The 12,125-nt window shown below is 61.5% G+C and carries 10 protein-coding genes; 6 read left to right on the plus strand and 4 right to left on the minus strand.

The window, feature by feature from the left end; translation table 11 throughout:
- Positions 1–119: 119 nt before the first annotated feature.
- Positions 120–1,076, plus strand: a complete 957-nt coding sequence (locus NH396_RS13700) for a GlxA family transcriptional regulator (protein ID WP_253064435.1) — start codon at positions 120–122, stop codon at positions 1,074–1,076.
- Between the two features lie 138 nt (positions 1,077–1,214).
- On the plus strand, positions 1,215–2,126 hold the full coding sequence (locus NH396_RS13705) for a hypothetical protein (RefSeq protein ID WP_253064437.1): 912 nt from the start codon (positions 1,215–1,217) through the stop codon (positions 2,124–2,126).
- Positions 2,127–2,268: 142 nt separating this feature from the next.
- Here NH396_RS13705 and NH396_RS13710 read toward each other — a convergent pair whose 3' ends face one another.
- The 4 genes from NH396_RS13710 to NH396_RS13725 all read right to left on the minus strand — a co-directional run bounded on the left by NH396_RS13710 (position 2,269) and on the right by NH396_RS13725 (position 5,788).
- Positions 2,269–3,315: an alpha/beta hydrolase gene (locus NH396_RS13710; protein WP_253064439.1), complete on the minus strand. Its 1,047-nt coding sequence runs from the start codon at positions 3,313–3,315 to the stop codon at positions 2,269–2,271.
- 120 nt (positions 3,316–3,435) lie between these two features.
- On the minus strand, positions 3,436–3,903 hold the full coding sequence (locus NH396_RS13715; protein WP_253064442.1) for a thioesterase family protein: 468 nt from the start codon (positions 3,901–3,903) through the stop codon (positions 3,436–3,438).
- Positions 3,903–4,856 carry an L-carnitine dehydrogenase gene (locus tag NH396_RS13720; protein WP_253064444.1) on the minus strand — a complete coding sequence of 318 codons (954 nt, stop codon included), beginning with the start codon at positions 4,854–4,856 and terminating at the stop codon, positions 3,903–3,905. The genes NH396_RS13715 and NH396_RS13720 overlap by 1 nt, the downstream gene beginning before the upstream one ends.
- Positions 4,853–5,788 carry a 3-keto-5-aminohexanoate cleavage protein gene (locus NH396_RS13725; RefSeq protein ID WP_253064445.1) on the minus strand — a complete coding sequence of 312 codons (936 nt, stop codon included), beginning with the start codon at positions 5,786–5,788 and terminating at the stop codon, positions 4,853–4,855. Before NH396_RS13725 ends, NH396_RS13720 begins: the two co-directional genes overlap by 4 nt.
- A 543-nt stretch (positions 5,789–6,331) precedes the next feature.
- Here NH396_RS13725 and NH396_RS13730 point away from each other — a divergent pair.
- The 4 genes from NH396_RS13730 to cydB all read left to right on the plus strand — a co-directional run bounded on the left by NH396_RS13730 (position 6,332) and on the right by cydB (position 12,059).
- Positions 6,332–7,843, plus strand: a complete 1,512-nt coding sequence (locus NH396_RS13730) for a GGDEF domain-containing protein (protein WP_253064446.1) — start codon at positions 6,332–6,334, stop codon at positions 7,841–7,843.
- Positions 7,840–9,084, plus strand: a complete 1,245-nt coding sequence (locus tag NH396_RS13735) for a GGDEF domain-containing protein (protein WP_253064447.1) — start codon at positions 7,840–7,842, stop codon at positions 9,082–9,084. Before NH396_RS13730 ends, NH396_RS13735 begins: the two co-directional genes overlap by 4 nt.
- Before the next feature lie 565 nt (positions 9,085–9,649).
- Positions 9,650–11,056, plus strand: a complete 1,407-nt coding sequence (locus NH396_RS13740; RefSeq protein WP_253064448.1) for a cytochrome ubiquinol oxidase subunit I — start codon at positions 9,650–9,652, stop codon at positions 11,054–11,056.
- Between the two features lie 4 nt (positions 11,057–11,060).
- Entirely contained in the window at positions 11,061–12,059 is a 999-nt protein-coding gene (gene cydB / locus NH396_RS13745) for a cytochrome d ubiquinol oxidase subunit II (RefSeq protein ID WP_253064449.1), read from the plus strand.
- The last annotated feature ends 66 nt before the right edge of the window (positions 12,060–12,125 follow it).

Raw genomic sequence — 12,125 nt, forward strand, 5'->3', positions numbered from 1 at the left:
GCAGGGTCGTAAGCGCCACCTGCACCTCGGACGCTTGCCCTTACGACGCCATTGACTCTGCTTGCGCGCAGCCGACTGGCAGGGCGGTTTTATCTTTTCATTCTCTGGAGCACTGCACGATGCGACTCGATTACATCGGCCCGCTACCGGAAACCATCGGGTTTCTCTTGCTGCCACGCTTCTCGATGATGGCGTTCTTCGCGGCTGTGGAGCCTCTGCGCATCGCCAATCGCATCAGTGGCAAGCCGCTGTTTCGCTGGTTGCTCATCAGTGAGGATGGCCAGCCGGTCACGTCTTCCAGTGGCATGACGCTGGTCGCCGACCACAGCATTCTCGATATTCGCTCCCTGCCTTCGCTGGCGGTATGCAGTGGTTTCGAGCCCGAGGCACACCTCAATCGCGCCTTGACGGGTTGGCTGCATCGTCTCGATGGTGGAGGCTGTGTGCTGGGTGGCCTGGATACCGGCTGTTTTCTGCTGGCGGCGGCCGGACTGCTCGATGGTGAGCGGGTCACGCTGCACTGGGAAAGCCTGCCGGCGTTTCGTGAGCGCTTCCCGACCATCAGCACCTCGGATGAGCTGTTCGAGCTGGGCGCGCGCCGCTTCTCCTGTGCCGGTGGGGCAGCCGCGATGGATATGGTGCTGGATGTGATTGCCCGTCGCCACGGCACCGCGCTGGCAGTGGATGTCTCTGAGCAGCTGGTACATGACCGCATGCGCACGCGGACTGACCAGCAGCGCATGACGCTGGCGCGCCGCCTTGGCACCCACAAGCGCCAGCTGGTGGATGCGGTCGCCCTGATGGAGCAGAACCTGGACACCCCCTTGTCGCTGGAGGAACTGGCGAGACGCTGTCGCGTCTCGCTGCGCCAGTTGCAGCGCCTGTTCGAGCAGGAGCTGTCGACCTCGCCGCGGGCCTGGTACCTGCGGCTGCGCCTGGAGCGGGCGCGGCATCTGCTCAAGGAAACCGACCTCGATATTCTCTCGGTCGGACTGTCGAGCGGCTTTACCTCCAGCTCCAGCTTCTCGCGAGCCTACCGCAACCACTTCGGGCACTCTCCTCGCCAGACGCGCTGAGGCCTGGTTGGTCGCCATCGGCGTGATGACGCTGACGTTAATCGTGATGCAGTGGTGAGGCGGGCCTCTTGCATTATCAGGCTGTTCGCCTCCATTACATGAAGATGCCCTTAGTAAGCCCCAAGGAATGGGGCGCGTATGCAGTTCGTGAAATATGCCTGGCAGTTGGCGCGGAACCCGTTGGGGATCATCGCGTTGTTCATCTCGTCGATCTATGGCTTCGCGAGTCTGTTGCTGAATTCGGCGGCCGAGACACTGACGGTGGCGGAGCGTTGGTCGCTGATCGGTTTCATCGTGGTGTTTCCGTTGCTGGTGCTGGCGGTGTTCTATCGACTTGTGACCCATCATCACGGCAAGTTGTATGCGCCGGGGGATTACGACAAGGACCGCTCCTTCATGCGCACGCTATCGCCAGCCGAGCAGGAGCAGCGTCTGACTCGCGAGGTGCAGGCGTCGCTGGGGGAGAGTGATTGGCAGCAGGGCGGAGTAGACGCCGAGGCTCAGGTATCAGCCGCAGATGAGGATAGCGGGCAGGCCGTCGACGATGCCGATGTTGCGCAGCTGTTGAGCCCTCAGGGCGGCACCGACGAGAAGGTGCCGTTATCGCGTGCCGAGCATCTGGATCATCATCGCCAGCAGGTGACCCGGCTGAAGGATGCGATGCTGCGTCAGATGCAGGAGTCCTCCACGGCGGGTGGTGGCGGTAGTGCGAGCGGCGCGATGACGCGGCATGTGCGTGTCGGCGAGACCGATGCCTGCTTTGATGCGCTGCTCGAGGGGGAAAGCGCCCCCTTCACGTTCATCGAAGTGAAGGTGCTCAAGCACTACGTCAGAGCGCAGACGGTGCTGCAAAGTCTGCTCTACGAAGCGCTGCTGGCGGACCGCACCCTGGAGGCCAATTTCAGACTGATCGTCGTGGTCGTGCTGACGGACGATTCGTCTCAGGGCATGACGCGGGAGCGGCTGGAGCAAGAGTGGCATCAACGCATCCGTCAGTGCCCGGTCGCCATCGAGCTGCGCTTCATGTCACCGGCCATCCTGAAGACTTGACCGACGGCTAGGCGCTCGAGCGGTGGTCACCGAGCCTTTCAGTAATCAGCTATATCTGCCGTCAGTTATGTCGGTCACCAGATACACAAACGCCCAGTCACGACTCTCGTGGCTGGGCGTTTGTGTGCGTGAGGGGCTTTCGCTAGTCCAGGGCGCACAAGCGCCGATCGAGGGCTTCACAGAAGGCCTGCCAGGCTTGCTGCATCTCGGGGAGCGCATGATGCGCATGCAGCGCCGCATGCACCATGCCGCGTGCACTGCGATAACCGACATCGGCACCGCGCCAGCGCCAGACATCCACCGCTGCCTCCAGCGGTTGGGTCAGCGGATCATGCTCGGCGGCCAGTACTTCGATCTGGCGTGCCGGCGGCTGCTGGGAATGGGCCGGCGAGGGCGAGTAGCTGGCAGAGCGGTCGCCCTCGGCGACGGTCAGCCACATGCTGACCACTTCATCGCGGCCAAGCAGCGGCGCATCCGAACCCAGCGCGAACTCGTTCTCCTTTGCCAGTACGAAGACCGGGTCCATCGGCGGGTAGATCAGCCCCAGCACATAGCGTGTGGGCTGCTCGGGGGCCGGGTGTTCCTGATGGTGGGCCGTCTCCATTTCCGCGCCGTGGGTGCCGAGGCTTTGCATGCGCGTGCCCTGCAGGCCGATGTTGGGCATCTCGGTATCGAGTCGGCGCGCCACATCCATCGCCAGTCGAGCGCCGGCGCTGTCACCGACGATGGCCACCGGTTCGACAGTGGCGGAGAGGTGCTCGATGGTCGCCAGACAATCCGCCAGTGCGTCACGATAGCTGGCTTCTGGCAGCAGGCGATAATCGACACTGACCACCTCACGACTCAGCTGGGCGGCCAGACTGGAGGCGATGCCCTGATGGCTCTCCGGCGAGCCTATCTGCCAGGCCCCGCCGTGCAGAAACACCACCGGTGCCGGCAGGTTGCCATCCGCCTTGCGTGCCACCTCCGGGATGAAGTGGCGCAGGCGCAGCGGCGTCGCGCGGCCGGCGACCTCGACGTGATTCTCGTGGGTCGTGACGCCCTCCGCGAGTGGCGCACCAAGTTGCTGGCACAGTTGTTCATAGCGCTTGCGGGCGTCTGCCAGTGGCATCTCTACCATTTCATCCATGCCACGTGCGAAGTCATCGATGAAGGTACGACAGGTGATGGGGGAAGGCGTCATGGTCATGAATCGGCTCTCTGCGGGTGTCCCAAGACAATAACACCCCGCCAGAAGACTGGCAGGGTGCGGGTTTCGACGCTGAATCAGCGACTTGTTATCCGAATCGGACACCGATTGTCACACGTCTCAGGCTGTCTTGTGGCGGATGGCGATACGACGACCGGCCGCCTTGGGCCAGTCATCGTTGCCTGCCGGCTGGGGCAGGGCGGCAATGCGCTCCGCGACCGCTTCCGGGCAGGGGGTGGGACGACCGCCACTGATGCTCATCGCCATCAACATCTGCTCGCTGGTGGCGATCTCGCCGCCGTCGGCATCCGTCAGGGTGAATAGCACGTGCTGGCGCTTGGCGTCATGGTCCAGCAGCAGTACCTTGACCTTGAGCGTCTGGCCCTCGTGCGCTTCCGCCAGATAGCACAGATGCGTCTCCAGGGTGTAGATGGTCAGATCGTGCTCCTTGCGACCTTCCTCCCCCAGGCCCACGTGCTCCATCAGCGCCTCGACCGCCATCGAGAAGGCGCGCGCGTACTCGGCATCGTTCATGTGGCCGTTATAGTCGACCCACTCATGCGGTACCGTGATCTCGAGCAGGTCCATCAGATACGCCCCTCGAGGCCTTCGGCTTCCGGCCAGTACTTGCGCGTCAGGCTCAAGAGCTCGACCAGGAAGTCATCGCGACGACGGTCCAGCTCGGCGACCGGGCGGCCTGCTGCCTGGTATTCGCAGCCTTCCACGACCTTGTCGATCAGCTCGTCGGTCAACTCCGGCGCTTCGAGTTTGGTCCACGGCAGTTTCAGGGCCGGGCCGAACTGCTCGAGCATGTGACGCATGCCCGGCTCGCCGCCTGCCAGGTGGAAGGTCAGGAAGGTGCCCATCAGCGACCAGCGCAGACCACAGCCATAGACGACAGCCGCGTCGATCTCTTCGGTGGTGGCGACGCCGTCGTTGACCAGGTGCAGGGCTTCCCGCCACAGCGCTTCCATCAGGCGGTCAGCGATGTGACCTTCGATCTCGCGACGCACGATCAGCGGACGCATCGCCAGCTGCTGGTAGTCATCGCGAGCGCCTTCCAGCAGTGCCGGTGAGGTGTGCTCGCCACCGACCAGCTCGACCAGCGGCAGCAGATAGACCGGGTTGAAGGGGTGAGCGACGATGACGCGGCCCGGTGCCTTCTTGCAGTCCTGCTGCAGATCGGTCGGCTTGAAGCCGGAGGTGGAAGAGCCGATCACGACGTGCTCTTCGGCAGCGGCATCAATAGCGCTGAGGATTTCCTGCTTGAGCGGCAGACGCTCCGGCACGTTCTCCTGGATCAGGTCAGCACCGACCACGGCTTCCTCGAGGGTCGCGGCGAAGCGCAGACGCTCGACGGAGGCACCCTCTGCCAGGCCATCCTTTTCCAGTGCATGCCAGGCATTCGCGACGAAGGCGCGAGTACGGGCTTCGGCGTCCGGCGCCGGGTCAAAGGCGACCACATCCCAGCCATTGGCCAGCGCACGAGAGATCCAGCCATTACCGATGACACCGGTTCCTACGACAGACAACTGGCTCATGCGACACCTCCAGCGGTTTCGAGTGCGGCGATATCGCCAGCGGTCTTGCCGGTGGACGGATCACGCAGCTTGAGGAATTCACGCGTCTCGGCCGGGGTCATCACGCTGGAACCCAGGTTCTCGATGATGCCGGAGGACTTCTCGACCAGCTGCGCGTTGGTCGCCATCACACCCTTGGACAGATAGAGGTTGTCTTCGAGACCGACGCGAGCGTGACCGCCCAGCAGCACGGCCTGTGCGACCATCGGCATCTGCATGCGGCCGATACCGAAGGCAGCCCAGTTGGAGTTTGTCGGCAGCTTGTTCTTCATCGCCACCATGGTCTCGGTGTCGGCTTCGGCGCCCCACGGAATGCCCAGGCACAGCTGGAACAGCAGGTCGTCGTCGAGCAGACCTTCCTGCTGCAGCTGACGGGCGAACCAGACGTGGCCCAGATCGAAGCACTCGAGCTCCGGCTTGACGCCAGCGGCCTGCACCAGACGAGCGTGCTCGCGCAGCCAGTCAGCGGTGTTGATGTAGACCATGTCGCCGAAGTTCAGGCTGCCGCAGTCCAGGGTGCACAGTTCCGGCAGCAGTTCCTGGATCGGCGCGTGACGCTCGGCCGGGGTCTGGATGTCGGTGCCCGGGCCACCACGAGTCGGGTCGTTGACGTCCGGAATCCAGTCGCCGCCACCACCTGCAGTGATGTTCATGACGATGTCGGTGTCGGCGGAACGCACACGGTCCATGACTTCACGGAAGTGCTCGGTGGAGTGGCTGATGCCGCCGGTCTCCGGATCACGCACGTGAATGTGAGCCACGCTGGCACCGGCCTTGGCGGCCGCGATGCAGTCATCGGCGATCTGCTTCGGCGTCACCGGGACATTCGGGTTCTTGCTGGCGGTATCACCCGCGCCAGTGATGGCGCATGTCAGGATAGTCTTGCGATTCATCGTTGGGCCTCACGTGTCAGAACACTTGTCTGCGGTAAGTCGCAGCGGCCATGTCACCAGACGTCGACCTGCACGTCCCGGTCGCATCGCCTCTGCACCTTTGTTGAACACAGTGTCGTGAAGTTGAGAGCTGCGAGATGATCAGAAGACGCCAGATACTTTGCGTTTTACGTCAACTTTGCTCAGGCCGGGCGCCAACCCGCCCTGATGGACACGAATGCATCGGTTAGACGCCTCGCGCCTGAGCCTATCGGGCTGCTCCTTGAGGAGGCACAGCTAGGGGGCTCATCTAAGCCGACGACACTCGCCTGGGCCATTTCCATCATTACCCTGTTGCTGCTCAACGCCATCATCGGTTGAGCCAGTTAGCGCAGTCAGCTGTATCTAGAACACCGGGCCTCATCGAGGCCCGGTGTTTTCGTTGGATTTTCGTCCATCAGCGGGGTATCAACACGGACCTGAGGCGTTTGTCATTTCCGTCAGCGTGCTTTCAACATCTGCGCATGTGATAAAGAAAGCAGGACGATTGAAGGGAAATCAGACATGCCTTCACGAATGGCAATATTGGAGCAACACCTGAGTGCCACGCCCCCTGCGAAGCTGAGCTTTGCCCCTGAACTCGAGAGAGACTTTGAGCAGTTCGAGCATCGTCGGCGGGTAAGCCGTGCCGTAATGGGTTGCTGGAGCCTGATCATCTTTCAGCTGATGTTCGTGCTCTATGACACCGTCTATGCGCCGATCGCGATGCCGGTGACAGAGAATCTCGCCGTGATGCTGCGCCTGTATGTCTGCATCGCACTCGCGATCCTCGTGCTGGTCCTCAAGAGCGAGGTCTGTCGTCCCGTCGGGCGCGAGGCGCTGCTGGTCGCGACCCTGTGGGGCGTGATCGGCCTGGCGGCGTGGCTGGCGGTGCGCGAGAACCACCTGCGCTGCTTCCTCGAACTCTATGCGCTGGGCGTGGTGCCACTGGTCGGTATCGTCTTGATGCAGCTGCGTTTTGTCTCGGCTCTGGTGCTGTCGGCAGGGGGGATGGTCATCGTGATCAGCGTGGCGCTAGGCGTAACGATGCCCTATGCCCATATGGACTTCGCGATTACCTTCGTCTTCATGGCGTTCTGCCTGTTTTCGCTGGTTGCCAGCTTTCGCATCGAGTTCTCGGCCCGTCATGCCTACCTGATGACCTCCATCGATCAACTGCGTCTGCAGGATGTCGAGTCGCGCAATGCCGAGCTGCAGGAAATGGCCAGCCTCGATCCCTTGACCCAGCTCTACAATCGCCGTCATCTGACTGAGGTGCTCAAGCAGCACCATGGCGATGCTCAGCAGGCAAAGAACGGCGTGTCAGCGTCCCATCCGGTACCACCGTTACCATGTCTGGCGCTGATGATGATGGATGTCGACCACTTCAAGGCCTTCAATGATCACTACGGACATGTTGCGGGCGACAACTGCCTGTATCAGATCGCCCAGGCCTTGCAGGAAACACTGGAAAGAGAAAGAGGCGCTGGCAACGCCGGTGCTCTCGAGGGGAAAGAGCCTGCGTTGGCCAGCGTCGTCCGCTTCGGTGGCGAGGAATTTACCGCCCTGGTGGCCGTGCGGGATCTCGAGCATGCGCGCAGTCTGGCCGAGGCAATGCGCTATGCCGTCAAGTCGCTTAAGCTGCCCCACCGCGAGTCGGAGCTCGGCGTCGTCACCCTGAGTGTGGGGCTTTGCGTCATCCCCTTGTCGCACCTGCTCGAGGGCGAGGGAATGGAGGATGAAAGCACGCGCGATATGGCGGTTGAGACGCTGCTCAGCTGCTGGGTCGATCAAGCCGACAAGGGGCTCTATCGTGCCAAGCGCCATGGCCGCAACCGTACCTGTGTGCAACGTGGCAACGGCCATGGCAAGGAGCGCGCTCAAGCCAGTGATGACCTGCGTGATGGTCTTCGCAATGGCCTTCATTTCGAGCGCCAGGCTGCGCCGCAGGGTGAGCGGCAGAATGCGCAGCACAATGAACAGAAGGCTGAGTTGCCTGATTACAGGCCGCCGATGGGTGGGGCGGGTCTGTCATGAGAAGTCAAAAGCGACTCCCCGGCGGCCGTGATGCGATGATGCCCGCGGCGGTGGCCGCCGAGCGCGGGGTCGTCGAGGGGCTGATCGACGGTCGCGGCGCGTCACGCTGGCGGCTCATGTTCCCTGACGCCCTCGAGACCCGGTATGTGGAAGAGACACGCGTCTCGCGCACGCGTGGCTTGCTGTATTCCGGCATCTTCGCCTTCGTGATGTATGCCACCTTCCTGATCAGTGACACCATTCATCGCAGTGAGGACCTGGCACTGGCCGCCATGCTGCGGCTGGGCTGTGTCTGCGTGGTGGCCATGCTGGTGCTGCCGCTGGTGCAGCGCGCGTCTTCCATGCGGCTCAAGGAATGGCTGATGACTGCGCTGGTGATCAACACCATGCTGGTCAGCGCCATCCTGTTGCAGCTCTCGCGCACCGAGCTTTCGCATGTCGATACGCTGTTGTTCGGCTTCTTTCCGATGGTCGGCAACATTCTCTTTCGGCTGCGCTTCCCTCAGGCACTGACGGCGTCGCTGACCTGCACGCTCATCATGGCCGGGGTGATCGTGTTGGAACCTGCCGGTCAGGAGGGGCTGGAACTGCTGGCGATGGTGATATTCGTCAGCACCACGGGACTTTCGCTATTGGCCAATTACCAGCTCGAGCACAATCAGCGGCAGGTGTGGTTGCTGCGCCAGCGTGAACGACTGTTGCTGGAGGAGAAGCGCGCTGCCGGTCAGCGCCTTACCCGAGAAGCCAACTGTGATGCACTGACGGGCGTCTACAACCGGCGTCACCTGGAACGGGATCTGGCCCAGCGCTGGGCGGACCTGACCCGTGAGAATGGGCTGGCGATCCTGATGGTGGATGTCGATTACTTCAAGACTTACAACGACCATCATGGCCATGTGGAAGGGGATCACTGCCTGCGGCAGGTCGCCGAGGCCCTCCAGGCCGCCATCGGCCCGCAGCCGGGCATGGTGGTGCGCTATGGCGGCGAGGAATTCCTGGTTCTGCTGGAGTCAGTGACCGAGCGGCAATTGCGGGCCTGCGCCGAACGCATCCGTCGCAAGGTGCGTGCGCTCAAGCTGATCCACCCCGAAAGCTCCGTGGCGAAAGTACTGACCGTCAGTGTCGGGGCGGTGTGCTACAAGGCTGAGCAGCACACCAACTTCACCGACCTTGTACGTGCCGCCGATGCAGCATTGTATGATGCCAAGCATCAGGGCCGTGATCGGTGTGTCGTGGGGTGAGTGACTGCCCCAGAGTGGTAGAACAGAACAAGAAGAAGAGGGCCAAGTAAGAGGTTTGGCAAAAAAGCAATCGAGGCATGTAAGCAAATAACATGTATTTTCGAAAGGGTACGTCTTTACATAAGACTATTTAATGTAAGTGCTCGAATCAGTGGGGAGCGGCCGATGGCAGCCAAGCTGGCTCGTCACTGATTTTGATTATCATTGGCCGTACCTGAAGCTCGGTATTTGGGTATCTTGATATGCGTCAATAAATACGGTTATGCAGAGAAAGAAAGGTGGCAAGTGGAAGTGATCTGAGTGAAAAATACGGAGATGCTGCCATGCAATATGGCGGGCCCTGTCACGCAGCATTTGATGATGATGGATACGGCCAGGCCTGCGGCAATACGTCATCGTGCATGTTAGAACGTTGTTTTCTATGCTCTGTATGTCAGTAAAAAGCATTGAGCCTGTCTATCGTGTGATCACGGCCTGACCGTGATATCGCTGTCACAGTGCGCTCTGTCTCTGGATGAGGCGCGCGCTGTGCAATCCTGAAGCTTGAAGTCGTGAGGAGTCGCCCATGGAACTGGATCCCGTGATGCTGTCGCGAATACAGTTCGGATTTGTCGTGTCATTCCACGCCGTCTTTCCGGTATTCACCATCGGTCTGGCATCCTATGTCGCCTTGTTGCACGGGCTTTATTACAAGACGGGCAATGCTGCCTGGGACCGGCTTGCCGCCTTCTGGGTGAAGGTATTTGCCGTGGTATTCGCCATGGGAGTGGTCTCGGGAATCGTGATGGCCTTCCAGTTTGGCACCAACTGGAGCAACTTCAGTTATGCCACCTCCAACTTCATCGGCCCGATGCTCAGTTATGAAGTTGTCACGGCCTTCTTCCTCGAGGCGGGCTTCCTCGGCGTGCTGTTGTTTGGGCGAGGCAAGGTGCCGGAAGGGGTTCATCTGTTCTCAGCACTGATGGTGGCACTGGGGACCTTCATCTCTTCGTTCTGGATTCTCTCCACCAATAGCTGGATGCAGACCCCGGCAGGCGTGGAGCTGGTAGATGGCCACTTCTTCGTCAAGGACTGGGCCGCTGCCATCTTCAATGCCTCCCTGCCGTATCGCTTCGCCCATATGGCGATCGCCTCCTTTCTGACTGGTGGCTTTGTCGTGGCGGGGGTAAGTGCCTGGTATCTGCTGATCAAACGCGATGTGGAAGCCAACAAGCGGGCCTTGTCCATGTGCATGTGGTTGCTGCTGGTACTGGCTCCGGCCCAGGCGGTGGTGGGTGACATGCACGGTATCAATACCCTGGAACATCAGCCGACTAAGGTCGCCGCGATGGAAGGCAACTGGGAGACTCAGTCGGGAGCGCCGCTGCTGCTGTTCGCCTGGCCGGACAAGGAAGCCCAGATCAACCATTTCGAGATCGCGATTCCCAAGCTTGCCAGTCTGATTCTGACTCATGATCCTGACGGTGTGGTGCCGGGGCTCAAGGAGGTCGCGCCTGACAAGCAGCCGCCGGTGTGGTTCGTGTTCTGGTCGTTCCGCGTGATGGTGGCGATGGGGCTCTTGATGATCGCCGTGGCTTTCATCGGTTTCTATCTGCGCCGCGGGGGCAGGCTCTATCACTCACGTCCTTTCCTGCAGACGCTGCGCCTGATGTCCATCGCGCCGTTCTTCGCGGTACTGGCGGGATGGTTCGTGACCGAGGCCGGACGTTCGCCATGGCTGGTCTACGAGATGATGACTCAGCAGGAGGCCGTTACGCCGTCACTCACCGGCGGAATGGTGCTGACCACCCTGATCGGCTACTTCCTGGTCTATCTGGTGGTCTTCGTGACTGGCAGCTACTACCTGACCCGCGTCATCCGCGGTGGCATGCAACCGGAACTGCCGCATGACGAAGTCGAGACCGCGATGCGTCCGCTGTCTGCCGCCCATGAGAGCCTGGATGACGATGCCAGCCGTACGGTGAGGAGTTGAGCTGATGGAAATGATCAATCTGACAATGATCTGGGCGCTGATCATCGGTTTCGGCGTCATGATGTACATCCTGATGGATGGCTTCGATCTCGGGGTGGGCATCTTGTATCCCTTCGCTCCTGACGAGCACGCCCGCGACGTGATGATGAACTCGGTCGCGCCCATCTGGGACGGCAACGAGACCTGGCTGGTGCTGGGCGGGGCCGGGTTGCTGGCCGCCTTCCCGGCGGTCTACACCATCCTGCTGCCGGCGCTGTATCTGGGGGTGTTTCTGATGCTGGCGGGGCTGATCTTCCGTGGCATCGCCTTCGAGTTCCGCTTCAAGTCCTCGCGCAATCGCCACTGGTGGAACATCGCCTTCAGCGGTGGCTCCTTCCTGGCGACCTTCTGTCAGGGCGTGGTGGTCGGTGCCTATATTCAGGGCTTCGCCACCGAAGGGCATGTCTACGTCGGCGGCGCCTTTGACTGGTTGTCCCCGTTCACCGTGATCACCGGGCTTGCGCTGGTGGCAGGTTATGCTCTGTTGGGGGCCACCTGGACCATCATGAAAAGTGAGGGCGAGGTGCAGGAGTGGGCCTATCGCATCACGCCGAAACTGCTGATCGCCGTGCTGGTCGGCTTCGGGGTCATCAGTCTCTACACCCCGTTCGTGGATGAGTACGTGCGGGAGCGCTGGTTCGATCATCTGGGCGTGTTCTGGGTCTTCCCGGTACTGGCGCTGTGCTGCGCGGCATTGATCTGGCGGGCCACCAGCAAGCGCCTGGAAGGACAGCCCTTCGTCGCGACCCTGGGCCTGTTCCTGTTCACCTACCTGGGGCTGATCTTCAGCAAGTGGCCGTACCTGGTGCCGCCGGACATCACCTTGTGGGACGCTGCCTCCGCGCCGGAATCGCAGTTGTTCCTGCTGTTGGGCGTGCTGTTCGTCATTCCGATGGTGCTGGGCTATACCGCCTGGAGCTATTGGGTCTTCCGCGGCAAGGTCAAGGAAGGTGGCTATCACTGAATCAGTCAAGTCCCCGGTCGGTAACGCTGATCGGGGCACCCGAAAATGCAGCCAGGCCGGCAGATG

It is taken from the genome of Cobetia sp. Dlab-2-AX, from assembly GCF_024124625.1.
Taxonomy (GTDB): Bacteria; Pseudomonadota; Gammaproteobacteria; order Pseudomonadales; family Halomonadaceae; genus Cobetia.